Source organism: Deltaproteobacteria bacterium (genome assembly GCA_016210005.1).
GTDB lineage: Bacteria > Desulfobacterota > Binatia > HRBIN30 > JACQVA1 > JACQVA1.
Window position 1 is genome coordinate 1 of sequence record JACQVA010000259.1, and the last position, 14245, is coordinate 14245.

At 65.6% G+C, this 14245-nt stretch carries 17 protein-coding genes and 1 tRNA gene; 12 read left to right on the plus strand and 6 right to left on the minus strand.

The window, feature by feature from the left end; all coding sequences use genetic code 11:
* Nucleotides 1-200: 200 nt before the first annotated feature.
* The 5 genes from HY699_24465 to HY699_24485 all read left to right on the plus strand — a co-directional run bounded on the left by HY699_24465 (nucleotide 201) and on the right by HY699_24485 (nucleotide 4072).
* Nucleotides 201-683, plus strand: a complete 483-nt coding sequence (locus tag HY699_24465) for a hypothetical protein (GenBank protein MBI4518958.1) — start codon at nucleotides 201-203, stop codon at nucleotides 681-683.
* Nucleotides 684-777: 94 nt separating this feature from the next.
* Complete coding sequence (locus tag HY699_24470; GenBank protein ID MBI4518959.1) at nucleotides 778-1416, plus strand: peroxiredoxin; 639 nt, start codon at nucleotides 778-780, stop codon at nucleotides 1414-1416.
* A 271-nt stretch (nucleotides 1417-1687) separates the two neighbouring features.
* Nucleotides 1688-2995 carry a 3-hydroxyacyl-CoA dehydrogenase family protein gene (locus tag HY699_24475; GenBank protein ID MBI4518960.1) on the plus strand — a complete coding sequence of 436 codons (1308 nt, stop codon included), beginning with the start codon at nucleotides 1688-1690 and terminating at the stop codon, nucleotides 2993-2995.
* A gap of 434 nt (nucleotides 2996-3429) precedes the next feature.
* Complete coding sequence (locus HY699_24480; protein ID MBI4518961.1) at nucleotides 3430-3675, plus strand: hypothetical protein; 246 nt, start codon at nucleotides 3430-3432, stop codon at nucleotides 3673-3675.
* The gene (locus HY699_24485) at nucleotides 3647-4072 is read left to right on the plus strand and encodes a type II toxin-antitoxin system VapC family toxin (protein MBI4518962.1); all 426 of its coding nucleotides are present in this window, start codon (nucleotides 3647-3649) and stop codon (nucleotides 4070-4072) included. The genes HY699_24480 and HY699_24485 overlap by 29 nt, the downstream gene beginning before the upstream one ends.
* A gap of 84 nt (nucleotides 4073-4156) precedes the next feature.
* Here HY699_24485 and HY699_24490 read toward each other — a convergent pair.
* A tRNA-Gly gene (locus tag HY699_24490) sits at nucleotides 4157-4228 on the minus strand.
* A 313-nt stretch (nucleotides 4229-4541) separates the two neighbouring features.
* Between HY699_24490 and HY699_24495 the strand changes: the two genes are divergently transcribed.
* The 4 genes from HY699_24495 to HY699_24510 are packed head-to-tail and all read left to right on the plus strand — an operon-like array spanning nucleotide 4542 to nucleotide 8109.
* Nucleotides 4542-5462, plus strand: coding sequence for a 2-oxoacid:acceptor oxidoreductase family protein (locus tag HY699_24495; protein MBI4518963.1), 921 nt, complete (start codon nucleotides 4542-4544; stop codon nucleotides 5460-5462).
* Nucleotides 5459-6679 (plus strand): pyruvate synthase, encoded by a 1221-nt coding sequence (locus HY699_24500; GenBank protein MBI4518964.1) that lies wholly within the window; start codon nucleotides 5459-5461, stop codon nucleotides 6677-6679. Before HY699_24495 ends, HY699_24500 begins: the two co-directional genes overlap by 4 nt.
* A 6-nt stretch (nucleotides 6680-6685) precedes the next feature.
* Nucleotides 6686-7645 carry a pyruvate synthase gene (locus tag HY699_24505; protein MBI4518965.1) on the plus strand — a complete coding sequence of 320 codons (960 nt, stop codon included), beginning with the start codon at nucleotides 6686-6688 and terminating at the stop codon, nucleotides 7643-7645.
* A 29-nt stretch (nucleotides 7646-7674) separates the two neighbouring features.
* On the plus strand, nucleotides 7675-8109 hold the full coding sequence (locus HY699_24510; protein ID MBI4518966.1) for a heme-binding domain-containing protein: 435 nt from the start codon (nucleotides 7675-7677) through the stop codon (nucleotides 8107-8109).
* Nucleotides 8110-8125: 16 nt separating this feature from the next.
* Here the strand turns inward: HY699_24510 and HY699_24515 are convergent, their stop codons facing one another.
* The 4 genes from HY699_24515 to mce are packed head-to-tail and all read right to left on the minus strand — an operon-like array spanning nucleotide 8126 to nucleotide 10172.
* Nucleotides 8126-8521: a YjbQ family protein gene (locus HY699_24515; GenBank protein MBI4518967.1), complete on the minus strand. Its 396-nt coding sequence runs from the start codon at nucleotides 8519-8521 to the stop codon at nucleotides 8126-8128.
* 44 nt (nucleotides 8522-8565) lie between these two features.
* Nucleotides 8566-9315: an SDR family oxidoreductase gene (locus tag HY699_24520; protein MBI4518968.1), complete on the minus strand. Its 750-nt coding sequence runs from the start codon at nucleotides 9313-9315 to the stop codon at nucleotides 8566-8568.
* Nucleotides 9316-9354: 39 nt separating this feature from the next.
* Nucleotides 9355-9759, minus strand: coding sequence for a VOC family protein (locus HY699_24525; protein MBI4518969.1), 405 nt, complete (start codon nucleotides 9757-9759; stop codon nucleotides 9355-9357).
* A gap of 2 nt (nucleotides 9760-9761) precedes the next feature.
* Complete coding sequence (gene mce / locus HY699_24530) at nucleotides 9762-10172, minus strand: methylmalonyl-CoA epimerase (protein ID MBI4518970.1); 411 nt, start codon at nucleotides 10170-10172, stop codon at nucleotides 9762-9764.
* 211 nt (nucleotides 10173-10383) lie between these two features.
* Between mce and HY699_24535 the strand changes: the two genes are divergently transcribed.
* The 3 genes from HY699_24535 (at nucleotide 10384) to HY699_24545 (ending at nucleotide 12739) form a co-directional block, all read left to right on the plus strand.
* On the plus strand, nucleotides 10384-11646 hold the full coding sequence (locus tag HY699_24535) for an MFS transporter (protein ID MBI4518971.1): 1263 nt from the start codon (nucleotides 10384-10386) through the stop codon (nucleotides 11644-11646).
* Complete coding sequence (locus HY699_24540) at nucleotides 11643-11864, plus strand: hypothetical protein (protein MBI4518972.1); 222 nt, start codon at nucleotides 11643-11645, stop codon at nucleotides 11862-11864. Before HY699_24535 ends, HY699_24540 begins: the two co-directional genes overlap by 4 nt.
* 218 nt (nucleotides 11865-12082) lie before the next feature.
* Nucleotides 12083-12739, plus strand: coding sequence for a hypothetical protein (locus tag HY699_24545; GenBank protein MBI4518973.1), 657 nt, complete (start codon nucleotides 12083-12085; stop codon nucleotides 12737-12739).
* Nucleotides 12740-12782: 43 nt separating this feature from the next.
* Here HY699_24545 and HY699_24550 read toward each other — a convergent pair whose 3' ends face one another.
* The gene (locus tag HY699_24550) at nucleotides 12783-13775 is read right to left on the minus strand and encodes an LLM class F420-dependent oxidoreductase (protein MBI4518974.1); all 993 of its coding nucleotides are present in this window, start codon (nucleotides 13773-13775) and stop codon (nucleotides 12783-12785) included.
* Between the last annotated feature and the right edge of the window lie 470 nt (nucleotides 13776-14245).

A 14245-nucleotide genomic window follows, 5' to 3' on the forward strand; every position in this document is an offset into this window, starting at 1 on the left:
CCGCTTTCGCGGGAATGACAAATTGCGTCCCTTTCGGCCATGGGCCTCGGCCTGACAGTACAGTACTGTCAGACTGGTGAGTATTTGCCCGGTCGGCTGCACGTTACCCACAGATTTGTCGCACACCCGGAAGTTCCCGGATCTGATTCTGAGGCTTTACCGCGCGCGCCGAATTCGTTACTGCCGTCGCGGGAGGACACATGCCGACTCAGTGCTGCGCGGTTGCCGCCGACACCAAAGTGGAAACCCCCGAAGGCCCGTTGGCGATCCGTGCGGCCGCCGGTCAGACGATCGCGGTACTCACACGGGACGACACCGGCCAACACTGCTTTCGGCTCATGCGCGCCGTCGAGCTGGCCGCCAGCCAGCAACCGGTGCTGAAGTTCACCCTCGAGAACGGCCGTAGCTTTCGCGTCGGCGCGGAGCAGGTGCTGCTAAAGGCCGGCATGGTGGAAGCCCGAGCGGCGGAAATCGCGCCCGGCGACTTGCTCGCAGCCGGGTTCTGTTTTCCCCCCAGCTACGTCTATCGCGACGATGACGGGCAGGCACGCACCTCGAAGGCCGCACTCTGCGTCACCGGCGTCGAGGCCGCCGGGACGGCCGACATCTATCGGCTAGCCGTCGATCAAAGCGGCAGCTTCTGCCTCAGCGCCGGCGTCCTGTGCAAAGCGGAAAGCACCTGAACCCTGCTTGACAAAGCCGCTGCCGCGGGTCCAAATAGAGCGGACCACACAATTCGTTTCGACGTGCTCGGCGCGTCGCTGACAGGAGGTTGCTATGGAAGCCAGGAGTTTGCCTCGGCTCAACGAGCCCGCCCCCGACTTTGAGGCGGTGTCGACCTATGGGCCGATCAAGTTGTCCGATTACCGCGGCAAGTGGGTCGTGCTGTTCTCGCATCCGGCGGACTTCACCCCGGTGTGCACCACCGAGCTGGCCGAGTTTGCCCGCCGCTCGGCCGAGTTCAAGAAACTCGAGGTGCAACTCATCGGGCTGAGCGTCGACAGCATCTATTCCCACATCGCGTGGACGCGAAACCTCGAGCAGCACTTCGGCGTTAAGATCGACTACCCGCTGATTGCCGACCTCGATACCAAGGTGGCTCAGCTCTACGGCATGATCCACCCGGGAGCGAGCACCACCGCCACCGTGCGCTGTGTCTTCATAATCGACGACGAGGGCATGGTGCGGGCGATGATCTACTACCCGCTCACCAACGGCCGCAGCGTCGACGAGGTGATGCGCATCGTGCAGGCACTTCAGCTCAACAAGTCCAAGGCGGTGGCGACGCCGGAGGGCTGGTGTCCGGGGCAGAAGGTGATCGTGCCGCCGCCAGTGACCACCGCGGATGCTGAAGAGCGAATCCACGACCGCAGCCTTGATGTCACCGACTGGTACTTCGTCCAGCGCGCCGCCTAGGCGGGCCGAACGTCGCCGGCCGATGGCCGCTCGGGAGATCCCCCTTCCGCTCCCTGGCTGTCGGCCGGCCGACCCCCGCCGGTTATGCGGCCGAAAGCGAACGCGCCGGCGGGACGCTGAACCGCCACCCGGCGTGTAACTCAACCATCGGCTGGAGCCGGCTGGTAGCGCTTTTCCGAACGTGCTTCGGTTAACTCGGTTGACTCAATGGCGCGGATACGGACACTGAACGCCGCTCCGAACACCGGCAACAGAAAGTAACACGCGAGTTATGATCGATATCAATCGGGTAGTGGTGATTGGCGCCAATGGCACCATGGGAGCCGGCAGTGCCGAGGTGTTCGCCGCCGGTGGCTGCGAGGTGGTATTGCTGGCGCGCTCGACCGACCGGGCCCGCGAGGGATTGCTGGGTGCCCAGAACCTGGCCAAGTCCGAACACATCGCCGACCGCATGTCGCTGGGAACCTACGAGCAAGACTTCGAGGCGGCGGTGAGCCACGCCGACCTGATCTTCGAGGCCTTGGCGGAAGATATCGAGTTGAAGAGATCGTTCTTCGAGCGTGTGGATCGCTACCGCCGCCCGGAGTCGCTGGTGGCGACGGTGTCATCGGGCCTATCGATCGCCGAGATGGCGCGCGGACGGAGCGCCAGTTTGCAGCGCAATTTCCTCGGCATCCATCTATTCAACCCGCCCAACGTGATCGTCGGCACCGAAGTGATTCCACATGCCGGCACCGACCCGGCGCTGGTGGCGCCGGTGGCCGAGCTGCTCGAGCGGCGCTTCGGCCGCGTGGTGACCGTGTGCCGCGATCTGCCGGCCTTCGCCGGCAACCGCGTCGGCTTCAAGGTGCTGAATGAAGTGGCGCAGCTCGCTGCGGTGCACGGCGTGGCGTTCATGGACTACCTCATCGGGCCCTACACCGGCCGAGCACTGGCGCCGTTGGCGACGATCGATCTGGTGGGCTGGGACGTTCACCGCGCGATCGTGGACAACGTCTACGCGCACACCCGTGACGAGGCGCACGCGGCATTCGCGCTGCCGCCCTTCATGGCCCGACTGATCGAGGCTGGGCACCTCGGCAACAAGTCCCCGGCACGGGGCGGCTTCTACCGTCGGGTTAAAGACGGCGCCAAGACGCTCAACCTAGTGCTCGATCCCGGCAGTGGCGAGTACAAGGACCGCGCCGAGTACAAGCTCGAGCCGATCGCCTTTGTCGAACAGATGCGCGAACTCCACCGCATCGGTTGTTACGCCGACGCCGCCAAGGTCTTCGCCCGCGCTGAGGGTGCCGAAGCGGAACTGGCGCGCCAAGTTGTGCTCGGTTACGTCAGCTACGCGCTCAACCGGGTGGGCGGCGACGAGGTCGTCAGCGCGCCGCGCGATGTCGACCGCATCATGGGGTTCGGCTTCAATTGGGCGCCGCCCACGGTACTGGTGGATCTGCTCGGGCTGAAAGAGACGACCGCCGCCATCGAGCGCTGCGGTTTGCAGGTGCCGCGTGTTCTCATGCAGGCGAAGCCAGGCGAGCGCTTGTTCCGAGAACCGAACGTCAACCTCGGCCGATTCTTCGCCGCCTGAGCGATGCCTAGCGGCGACCGCCGCGAGGCCCCACGACCGGAACCCGCACCCGCCCGCCGCCCGGCCGGGGAACCGAGGCGTCACCGAAAGTGGCGGCCGTTCAGGGGATCAGACAAAGAGCGGGCGACCGGGATCGAACCGGCGACGTCCAGCTTGGGAAGGTGAAACGGCGAGTTCGGCGATCTCCTCGGAAACAGAGATGATTCTAGCGTTTTCAACGGCTTGAGGCGTGGCAGGCTGATCCCAGATTGTCCCGTAAAATCCCTAAGAATCCCGAAAAACCGGGAACCGTTCCCGGTTCTCTCCGGTCTCGATCGAGATTACCTTCGCGGCATTTCCCATCCGCTGTTGCGGATCGTCAGCCGCTCTTGGTGAACCGTGGTTGGCTGAGTCGGGCTGGAGTGGTACAGCTATCTCAGCGAGGAACGAACGCAATGGCAACGGAACAGCTTGAGGCGCGAGTAGCAGCGTTGGAAGTCGAGATCGCTGGTTTGAAGAGGCGGCTGGGGGAAAAGCCGGCATCGCCGAAACCATGGTGGAAGGAGATCGGCACGTTTGCCAACGACCCGATCTTCGAAGAAGCGATGAAGTTGGGAGAACGCTATCGACAATCCCTGCGCCCGAAGCCCGGCAAGCCTTGTCGAAAGCAAAATGTTCGTTCTCGACACCGATCATCTTAGCCTTCTCGATCGGGAATCGGGTCCAGCGGCGTCTCGATTGGCGAACCGCCTCGCCGGGGTCGCAGCCGAAGGGATCGGTACGACCATCGTAAACTTCGAAGAGCAGATGCGCGGCTGGCTCGCTTACCTTGCCCAGGCGCGCACCATGAAGCAGCAGATCCAAGCATACGGGCGGCTCGGTCGACATCTTGACAGATACCGCCGCATCACGGTCGTCGATTTTGACGAACGCGCCGCGGCTGAGTTCCAGCGACTGCGCAGGCTGCATGCGCGTATCGGAACCATGGATATCAAGATCGCCGCAATCGTCTTGTCGAAGGGAGACACGCTCCTGTCCCGAAATCTCTCCGACTTCGGGCGAATCCCGGGTCTCAAGGTCGAGGACTGGACCTCGTAGCCCGCGCCGTCGCTAGCGACTCTTTCTTCCGGATGCCGCCTGGCGCGAAGCGCCCCCATAGGGCACTCAAGAAACAAGACAAAGAGCGGGCGACCGGGGTCGAACCGGCGACGTCCAGCTTGGGAAGCTGGCATTCTACCGCTGAATTACGCCCGCACAGGTGGGATCGTGCAGTGGCGCGGACGATAAAAGAAGCTCCGCCTCTTGTCAACGCAGAGCAATGGCGCCGAGGCAGCGGGCGAGTTTCAGGTCGACGCAGCTTTCGCGGCAACGGCTTCGGCCGCCGCCTCCCACGGCCGCGAAAGCCGCGCCGGTTGTTGGCAACGATGACGAACGCGAGGACGACGGCTCCAGGCTGGGAACATTGCCCGCTCTGGCATGGCGTTGGCACAGATGCCAGCTGCCTGCCGCTGGGAGCGGAGGGAGGTGCGGTTTTGCTCGAACGTGTTCTCTGCCAGCATGAGTGCCAATGAGCGCTGTGGTCCGCCACTTGCGATTTCACGGGCGCGGCGGTGAGGGGGTTAAACTCGCCAGCCGCATCGTCAGCCGGGCCGCGTTCGTGGCCGGGTGGACGGTGCAGGATTCGCCCCTCTACGGGGCCGAACGTCGCGGCGCGCCGGTAGTAGCGTTCGTGCGCTGCAGCGACGGGCCGATTCACGAGCGCGGCTATATCGAGATGCCCGATGTGGTGGTGCTGATGGATCATTCGCTGCTGGCACATCTCGATGCCGCGGTGCTGCATGGGCTCGGTGAGGACAGCTTGCTGCTGGTGAACACCGCGCAGCCGGCAGAAGAGATCAAAGCCGGTTACGCGGTGCCCGGACGTGTGGTGACGCTCGATGTCTCGACTATCGCGCTCGACCTGCTCGGTCACCGTTGGCTGAGTGCGCCAATGGCGGGGCTGGCGGTCAAAGCGACGGCGCTGGCACCGTGGCCGACGCTGGCACAAGCGGTGGCCATCGAGTTGACCGAGATCGGCCTCGACAGCGAGTTTGTGGAACGTAACCTGCGCGCCACCCAGCAAGCCTTTGAGGCCGCGCCCGCGGTCGGTTGGGCGGCGGCTGGCAAGGCACCGCCTCCGGCCCGTGCCTCAGCCACCGCCTTGTTCGTGCTGCCACGCTTGCCGGCGCGCGTCGCCGCCCCATCGATTGATGCTGAAGCCACCTCGGCGCTGCGCACGATGGACGGCTGGCGCGTCTTTCGGCCGGTGGTTGACCTGACTCGTTGCACCCGCTGCTTTCTGTGCTTCGCCCTCTGTCCGGAGGGCGCTATCCAGCTCGATTCCCAGCACTACCCGGTGATCGACTATGACCACTGCAAAGGCTGCCTGGTGTGCGTGAACGAATGCCCGCCCAAGGCCATCAGCGAAGTGCGGGAGGAAGCCGCATGAGGCGCGACTTACTCACCGGCAACGCGGCGGCGGCTTGGGGCGCGCGGCTGGCTGAAGTCGATTACATCCCCGCTTACCCGATCACGCCGCAAACCGAGATCATCGAGGACCTGGCGCAGTGGATCGGGCGCGGCGAGCTGGAGGCGCGGCTGGTGACACTGGACTCGGAGCACTCGATGCTCACCGCCGCCGGCGCTGCCGCCGCCACCGGCGCGCGCGTGTTCACCGCGACCTCCAGTCAGGGATTGGTCTACGGCTTCGAGATGCTCTACACCGTCGCCGGCTGGCGCGTGCCGCTGGTGCTGGTGAACGTTTCGCGCGCGCTCGCCGCGCCCATCACGCTCGAACCCGATCACAACGACGTGCTGGCCGCGCGCGACAGCGGCTTTCTCCAGATCCACGCCGAAACCTGTCAGGAAGTGCTCGATTCGGTCCTGATGGCGTACCGGCTCACCGAACATCCCGATGTCTTGCTGCCGGTCCTGGTGAACCTCGACGGGTTTTACTTGTCGTTCACCCGCGAGCCGGTGTCACTGCCGGCGGCGGCGGCGGTGCGGGAATTCTTGCCGGCCTATCAGCCCGTGCACGCCAAGTTGTCGGCGGGGCATGCGATGGCCCAGGGCGTGGCTGTGCTCGGGGGCAGCGCCTACGCCTTCTTCAAGTACCAGATGCAACGTGCGGCCGAGGCCGCCCTGGCGGTGCACGCCGGCATAGCCGCCGAGTTTGCCGATCGCTTCGGACGCAGTTACGGCGTGGTCGAGGGCTATCAGCTCGACGATGCCGAGTGGGTCATCGTCATGGCCAACTCCTTCAGCACGGTCGGGAAGGCGGAAGTCAGCCGGCTGCGTGCCGGCGGTGAGAAAGTGGGGCTGCTGCGGCTGCGGTTGGTGCGGCCATTCCCCGTCGCCACCATCGTCGCGGCGCTGAGCGGCCGGCGCGCGGTGGCAGTGATTGATCAAAACATCTCGATCGGCAAGGGCGGCATTCTCTTCGCCGAGGTGGCCAGCGTGCTGCGCGGCGGCAGCGCGCCGCCGTTGCGGTCGTTCATCGGCGGTCTCGGCGGCCGGCGGTTTCGCAGCGAGGAGTTCGACCTGATGTTGGCGGCCCTGCGTCAGGCGGAACACAGCGGCGGTTCATCCGAGCCGCACTTGCTCTTCAGCGAGACCGAGTACCTGCAGTTGCGCGAGATGCTACGCATCGCCCACGGGCAGAAATGACCCGCCATGCAAACCCGCCGTGAGATCTATAAGAGCATCAAGGAAATCCCCCGCGAGGAGTTCCTCGCCGGCGGCACCGGTTTGTGCGCCGGCTGCGGCGGCCTGCTCGCACTGCGGTTGTTTCACAAGGCGCTCGGGGCCAAGACCGTGGTGGTCAATGCCGCCGGCTGCATGACCCTGGTTGCGGTGTTTCCGTTCACGCCGTTCCACTCCTCTTGGCTGTACACCGCGATGGCATCGGCCCCGGCCGGGGCGCAAGGTATCCGCGACGCCCTCGATGTCTTGATTGCCAAGGGCAAGCTGCCCGCCGACGAGGATCTCAAGGTGGTGGTGGTAACGGGCGACGGTGCCGCGACCGGCATCGGCTTGCAGGCCACGCTCGCCGCCATCTACCGCGGGCTGGACTTCTACTACTTCTGTTACGACAACGAGGCGTTCGCCAACACCGGCTTTCAGATGTCACCGGCGTCACCGTTGGGCTCGCGGACCGCTACCACGCCGATAGGAACCACCACGCGTAAGGAGAACCTGTTCGAGCTGTGGCGGGCTCAGCGTCCGCCGTTCGTAGCCACCGTGTCCCCGGCTTATCCGCTCGACTTGATGGACAAGGTCGCCCGCGCCGGCCGCTGGCGCGGACCCAAGCTGTTCATCAGCCTGTCGTCATGCCCGCCCGGCTGGGGCATTGAACCGGCGGATTCCGTCGAGGTGGCCAAGCTGGCTGTTGATACCGGCGTCTGGCCGCTGAAGGAAGCACATGACGACGAGGTGGTTCACACCGTGATCCCGCACCGGCTGCACCCGGTCGAGGAGTATTTAAAGCGCCAAGCCCGTTACCGGCATCTCTTCGAGCCGGTGCGAAAGGCCGACATCTTGCGCCAACTACAGGCCGACGTTGACGGCTACTGGCAGCGGCTCGGCGCCGCCGCCCCGGTTGCGCGCGTTGCCCAGGATGATTGGTCGGTTTGAGGCGCGCTTGCGTTGGAGTGAGAAGAGGGATGACTCGTTACTTCAAGATCGCGGCACTGGCGCTGCTTGCCTTTCTCATTGGCGGGCGGGCGATTCGTATTGAGCGCACCAACCCGCCGGTGGAGGGCGAGATCGAGGCGCCGCCCGAGATCAAGGCCGCGCTGCGCCGCGCCTGCTACGATTGCCACTCCAACGAGACGGTGTGGCCTTGGTATAGCGACCTGGCGCCGATCTCGTGGCTGCTCGCCCACGACGTCAGCGAGGGGCGCGAGGAGCTGAACTTCTCCAGCTGGGGCAAGTACGCCGATAAGCGCAAAGCCAAGAAGCTCAAAGAAAGTGCCGAGGAGATCGCCGAAGGCGAGATGCCGCCGTGGTACTACGAAGTCATGCACCCGAGCGCCAGCCTGAGCACCACCGAGCGCAACGCCCTGATCGAGTGGGCGAAGCAGGGGACCAAGCCGTAAACCTCCGCCGCTCGTCTCAGCGCACGGTTACAATCACCCGCCGTTCGCGCGGGCCGTCGAGCTCGACCACCATGATGGCTTGCCACCGGCCCAGGAGCAGCTCGCCGTCGCGCACCGGGACGGTTTCTCCCGGGCCGAGGATCGCCGCCTTGATGTGAGCGGCGGCGTTGTTGTCAACCCGATCGTGGCGCCAAATGCCTTGCGGAACGAGTTTGGCAAGCGCATCGAGCAGGTCGACGCCGACGTTGGGATCGTCGTTTTCGTTGATCACCACCGCGGCAGTGGCGTGGGCGACATAGACCGAGCAGATGCCTTCGCTGAGCCCGGCGGCGCGCACCACCTCGGCCACCGACTGGGTGATGTCGAGCATCTCGAACTGGCGCTGCGAGCGCACTCGCAATTCGCGCTGCATTACCGCCGGCTCACGGCCGCCCGTGCCATCAAAGTGACATCCGCTCACATCCAGGCGCCGCCGTCGACGCGTAGGATCTTGCCGGTGACGAACTGGGCATCGTCGCTGGCAAGGTAGACGGCGGCCTTGCCGATGTCCTCGGGTTGTCCCGGGCGACCCAGAGGGATCGACGCCACCAAGGCGTCGCCGTAGAACTTGATCATGCGCTCGCCCATGTCGGTAACGATCACTCCCGGGGCGATACAGTTCACCCGCACTCCGGCGGGGGCGCACTCCTTGGCCAGTGACTTGGTGAGCGCGTTGACGCCGGCCTTGGCCACGTAGTACGGCGACCCCATCGGGCCGCAGAGATCGGCGCCCACGGACGAGATCAAGATGATCGCCCCCCGCCGGCGGTCGACCAAATGCTTGGCGGTTGCCTTACAGGTGTAAAACACCCCGTGCAGGTTGACGCCGATCACCCGGTGCCAGTGGTCGATGTCCATGTCCCACACCGACTGCACGCGCGAGGCGATGCCGGAGTTCGCCACCACGATATCGAGCTGGCCGAAATGCTGCAGGGCCTGGTCGGCCATCGCCTGCACCTGCGGCCACTCGGCCACGTCCGCCCGAATCGCAATCGCCTTGCGGCCCAGCGCCGTAATAGCGCCGGCGGTGTCGTGCGCCGCGGCCTCGTCGCGCCGGTAGTTGAGCGCGACATCCGCCCCCGCGCGCGCCAGCTCGATCGCGATGCCGCGGCCGATGCCGCGCGATCCACCGGTGACGAGGGCGATCTTACCGTCTAGTTTTCCCATGGCTCGTTCTCAATCGCTTTACGCCCGCGCCGGGGTGACTCACTTCTTGTACTCGATCAGCTGCAGCCGCACCCCGTGGGTGGCCTCGGGGCTGACGTAGGCCAGGCGCACGTCCGTGCCCAGCGCGGCCGGCGGGGTCACCGCGATACCCTTGGCCGCCAACAACTGTCGGGCCTGATCGAGATCCTCGACTTCGAGCGCGAGCACGTACAGCCCTTCGCCTTGATCGGCGATGAACTTGCCCGCCGGGCTATGTGCCGTTGCGGGCGAGAACAGCTCGAGCTGAGCGTCGCCGATTTGGAGCAGGGCGCAGTGCACTCCCAGCGCCGGCAGCTCCTGGCGCCGGGCGACGGGAAAGCCGAAGTTCGTGCTGTAGGTCTTCACCGCCGCCTCGAGGTCACTGACCGCGATGGCGAGGTGGTCTATCTTCTTGGCCAGCGCCATGATCACTGCTCCTCGGCAAACGGCTCGGCGTATTCGACCAGCACGCCGTGGCTAGCTTTGGGGTGCAGGAAGCAGATCATGCCGGCCAGTCCGCGGCGCGGGGCCTTGTCGATCACCGCGATACCCTGCGCCATTGTCGTAGCGAGCTCGCGGGTGACGTCGTCGGTCTCGAAGCAGACGTGGTGCATGCCCTCGCCGCGCCTTGCGAGAAACTTGGCCACGCCGCCGTCGGGGTTGATCGGTTCGAGCAGCTCGATCTCGCTGTTGCCGATGGTCAGCAGCGCGGCTTTCACGCCTTGGTCCTCGACCGTAGCGACCTTGTGCACCGGCAAGCCGAGCGTGTCGCGATAGAAGGCGTAGGCGGTCTCGAGATTGCGCACTACGATACCGACGTGATGGATTTTCTTGAGCATGATTCTTGGCGTCCTCGGGTTGGTGCGATGAAACTCGGGCAATCCTTAATCCAGGAGCCTAGCGCAAACAAGGCCGCGGAGGCCGAAGCTGCTGACGCCGTTTGCGGCTTCGCGCAACGAGGTGCTCTCGGGCTGCGCCAAGGGCACGGATGGCCGCGAAGGGCGGCAAGCTGGTGTTCTGAGAGCCGAGCCTGCTAAGGGGGGAGGCGTGATGACCGGCGCACGAGATGGAGAGCCGGTGCCATCCAGTGTAACCGCCGCACCGCAGGAGATGGGTGCCCCTGCTCGGCCGCTGGCCGGCGCCGGCACCTTGATCGCGCTCGGTGTCGGCTGGCTCGGCACGCAGGTGTTCTGGGCCTTCAACACCGGGACGATGCCGCTGTTTCTCAAGGGTTACACCGACTCGAAGTTCTCGATCTCGCTGGTGCTGAGTTTGGCGGGTGTCAGCGGCTGCGTGGTGGGCCCGGTGATCGGCTATCTCAGCGATCGCACCGTTTCGCGCTTCGGCCGGCGCCGGCCCTACATTGTCAGCGGCATGCTCGGCGCCGCCCTTCTTCTGCTCGCGCTGTCGCATGCGGAAACTTTCGCCGCGGTGGTGGCTCTGGCCGTGGTGATGTACGGGGCCATCAATATTGCCCAGGCGCCCTACTTGTCGCTGCTCCCGGATGTGACGCCGTCGCACCAGCGCAGCACAGCCAGCGGCGTGATGAACCTGGTGGGCAGCCTCGGGCTGATCGCCTACTTCGCCGGCAGCGCCGTGTTGTGGGAGCGCCACCCGTCGGTGGTGTTCGTGCTGGTCGCACTGGTGCTGGTCGGGGCGATGCTGGTGCCAGTCACGCTCGTGCGCGAGCCGGCGGCGGTGCCGTCACCATCCGGCAGCGGTTTTCGCGCTCATTTGCGCAGCCTGCGGCGTGAGCGGCCGCTGCTGACCTATTTCGCGGCCAGCTCGTGCTGCTGGCTCGGCCACTGGATTGCGGTGACCTTCTTCACACTGTTCGTGGTCGAAGAACTGGGCGTAGCGGAAGGCTCGTCACAATACGTTCCGTTGGTCTTCGGCTTGTCGGCCACCGTCGCCACGCTGCCGCTGGGGATGCTAGGCGACCGCGTCGGGCGCAAGCGGCTGCTGTGCTGGCTGGTCGCCGCTTGGCTGGTGGTGGCGATTGCAACGGCTTTCATACAGACCCTGCCGCAGGCATTGCTGGCGGCGGCACTGACGGCGATACCCTTTGCCGGCCTGATGGCAGTCGGCTACGCCTTGATGCTCGATCTGATACCGCCGCAGCGGACGGCCGAGTTCGTCGGGCTCAGCTTCATCCCCGGGGCGGTGCCGCAGATTATCGGGCCGCTGCTCGGCGGGCTGCTCATCGATACCCTCGGGTATCGAGCGATCTTTCCCGCCGCGGCCTGCGCTCAGCTGCTCGGGTTGATCATTCTGCGCTCGGTTTCGAGCCCGCCGCGCGAGCCGGCTGCGTGACCGCGGCGCTGCTGATATTCGGCGCCACCTATCTGGTGCTGGTCACCGGCGAGCTGCCGGGGTTTCGCGTCTATCGTCCCAGCGGCGCGCTGATCGGGGCCGTCTGCGTGGTGGTGTTCGGGGTGCTACCGCCCGATCGCCTGCTGGCGGTGATCGACTTTCCCACGTTGGTGCTGTTGTTCTCGATGATGATCGCGGCGCCCGCCGCCACGGCGTGAAGATCGGCGCGCTGGCGTATCTGCGCGTCGGCGTGCCGCTGACGGTGATCACGATCTCCCTGGGGATGCTGTTTCTGCTCGGCTGCTGAAGACTCGCATCCTCTCGCCAGCCGGCCGCGCGCAGCTGGATTGTGGCTCCAATTGCCGCTACAAGATCGGGCCACGAGTGACACGGGGCCATGGCTCACGATCAATCGCGGCGATCTTGGATTCTCTGCGTGCTCTTCGGAGCCGGCGTTGTCGGCTTCGTCATGTGGTTCGGCAGCGTGATTCCGAACCGGACGTGCACCGGCCCGCTGCCGCCAGGAGTGTCCGCGCTGCTCGCCTATCAGCTGTCGCGCACGCCGGCTGACATCGAGGCTGTGTTCGGTACGCCGGCCGACCCCTGCCGGGCAGGGATGATCGCGGCGATGGATCGCGCCAACACCGTGGACCTGGCCGGCTTCATCGCCACGTACAGCGTGTATCTCGCTTGCTTCTTCCTGGCGCTTCGGCGCGCCGGCACGGGAGCGGTCGCGGGCACCGGCCTCGCGGCGGTCCTCGTGGCAGCGGTATTCGACGTGCTCGAAACCTCGACCCAGCTCCGCATCACCGGCGAATTACCCGGCGGCAGCACCGCGCTGGCGCTCCTCGCCATCGGCAGCGCCGGAAAGTTCCTCGGCCTCGCCGTAGTTTGTCTGTGCGCCGGGGTGGCGATGTACGCCCGCGGGAAATCGGTCGGGCGAATCGCGGGCGCCGCATGCATCGCGGGCGCCGTGATGGTCGTCGCCGGCCTCGTGTCAGCGCCAGCGCGCGCGGCACTCTCGGCGGGGAATGCCATCGCCTGGGTCGTCATGTTGCTGTACGCCGCGCAGGCCGCCGTGCGGCCGGCGTAGACCAAACCGGCGTCGGTTAGTTAGTCAACGCGGCGCGAGCGACTCACGAGCCCTGCGGTGCGAGCGACTGAATTGTCCGGCGGATCGCTTCAGGGTCAAGCGCCAGCGGGCTGATGATGGTGGTGGTCACGCCGGCGGCGGCGTAGGCTGCTATGCGTTCGCGGCACTCAGCGAGCGACCCGAAGATCCCGAGACTGTCCACCAGCCGATCAGTCATGCCCTTGCGGGTCAGTTGGCGATCGCCGGTCTTGAAGCCCTTTTCGATGAGCGCTGCCTCCTCCTCGAAACCGTACCAGGCGGCGAACTTGTTGTAGACTGGGGTGGCGAAGTAGCCGGTAAGACCGGCGCGAAAGATCTCCCTGGCGCCGGCCTTGTCATCGGTGACCAACACTTGGTGGCGGCAGACGACCTCCATGGTCGCGGGGTCTTTGCCGGCCTTGCGTGCTCCGGCGGCTACGTGGGCGAGCATTTTCGGCAGGGCCTGGGCTGGGAACAAGTTGACGGCCACGCCGTCGCCAATCTCGCCCGCGAGCTCGAGCATGGGTGGCCGCAGTGCACCGACGTAGATCGGAACGTGGCCGGCCGGTGGCACCAGCAGCCGGAAACCTTGCGTGCGCAGTGTGACACCGTCGAACTTCAGCTTTTCGCCTGCCAGCATGGCACGCACGGCGGTGACGGTTTCTCGCACCCGGGTGACAGGCTTGCGGAACTTGGTGCCGTGCCAGTTTTCGACCATGGCGTGACTGGACGAGCCCAGACCGAGGACGAACCGCCCTGGGGCAAGCTGTGACACCGTACCACAGGCAGCTGCAATCGTGGCGGGTGTGCGGATGTATACCGGCGAGACCGCGATGCCGATGCGCGGTCTCGCCGCCACCTGCGCCACCGCCCCGGCCAGAACGAAGGGATCCGGGCCGCCGGTCTCGGCGATCCAGATACTCTCGTAGCCGAGAGCTTCAGCCCGCCGGGCCCAGTCGAGGCACGTGGCAACGTCCGGGGGTAGCGGGAGGCTTAGGGCCAACTTGCCAAGATGCATGCGTTCTCCTTGCTGCCTGACGGCACGCTCAATCGAAGCGCAGCGGGGGCGACAACGCAAGGGCACGAACGGTGCTGGCGGTGCTTACCGTCGGGCTGGTTGCGGCATGCCGGCGGGCGACCGGCATGCCACGGCGCGAATTCGCTGAAGTGCCCGTGGAGTCCGGGGCTGGGCGCGGCTTGCTATCCGTGATTCAGGCGGGGGGCGCATGAGGATCACGGAACGGCAACTAGATGAACCGTGACTCATAACTGAGCCGCGGTTCATTTATAGCAATCGACGCGCTGGTGCAAGCGGCGGCCCCGGCTTCGGTGTGGCCGCGAACCCGCTGGGGTGCGCGACAAATTTGTGGGTAACGTGGTTCGGTGTTATGGCCGTCATTCCCGCGAAAGCGGGAATCCAGTTTGGCGTTTGGCGCTATGGACAAGCAGTTCTGCGTTTACATCCTGGCCAGCAAACGGAACGGCACG

Excerpts from the sequence above, each read along its gene's own strand:
- mce (MBI4518970.1), bottom strand. The coding sequence starts at position 10,172 with ATGCTCAAGAAAATCCATCACGTCGGTATCGTAGTGCGCAATCTCGAG.
- HY699_24510 (MBI4518966.1), top strand. The coding sequence starts at position 7,675 with ATGACTCGTTACTTCAAGATCGCGGCACTGGCGCTGCTTGCCTTTCTC.
- HY699_24520 (MBI4518968.1), bottom strand. The coding sequence starts at position 9,315 with ATGGGAAAACTAGACGGTAAGATCGCCCTCGTCACCGGTGGATCGCGC.
- HY699_24535 (MBI4518971.1), top strand. The coding sequence starts at position 10,384 with ATGACCGGCGCACGAGATGGAGAGCCGGTGCCATCCAGTGTAACCGCC.
- HY699_24505 (MBI4518965.1), top strand. The coding sequence starts at position 6,686 with ATGCAAACCCGCCGTGAGATCTATAAGAGCATCAAGGAAATCCCCCGC.
- HY699_24500 (MBI4518964.1), top strand. The coding sequence starts at position 5,459 with ATGAGGCGCGACTTACTCACCGGCAACGCGGCGGCGGCTTGGGGCGCG.
- HY699_24465 (MBI4518958.1), top strand. The coding sequence starts at position 201 with ATGCCGACTCAGTGCTGCGCGGTTGCCGCCGACACCAAAGTGGAAACC.
- HY699_24515 (MBI4518967.1), bottom strand. The coding sequence starts at position 8,521 with ATGCAGCGCGAATTGCGAGTGCGCTCGCAGCGCCAGTTCGAGATGCTC.
- HY699_24480 (MBI4518961.1), top strand. The coding sequence starts at position 3,430 with ATGGCAACGGAACAGCTTGAGGCGCGAGTAGCAGCGTTGGAAGTCGAG.
- HY699_24550 (MBI4518974.1), bottom strand. The coding sequence starts at position 13,775 with ATGCATCTTGGCAAGTTGGCCCTAAGCCTCCCGCTACCCCCGGACGTT.
- HY699_24475 (MBI4518960.1), top strand. The coding sequence starts at position 1,688 with ATGATCGATATCAATCGGGTAGTGGTGATTGGCGCCAATGGCACCATG.
- HY699_24495 (MBI4518963.1), top strand. The coding sequence starts at position 4,542 with ATGAGCGCTGTGGTCCGCCACTTGCGATTTCACGGGCGCGGCGGTGAG.
- HY699_24470 (MBI4518959.1), top strand. The coding sequence starts at position 778 with ATGGAAGCCAGGAGTTTGCCTCGGCTCAACGAGCCCGCCCCCGACTTT.
- HY699_24525 (MBI4518969.1), bottom strand. The coding sequence starts at position 9,759 with ATGGCGCTGGCCAAGAAGATAGACCACCTCGCCATCGCGGTCAGTGAC.
- HY699_24485 (MBI4518962.1), top strand. The coding sequence starts at position 3,647 with ATGTTCGTTCTCGACACCGATCATCTTAGCCTTCTCGATCGGGAATCG.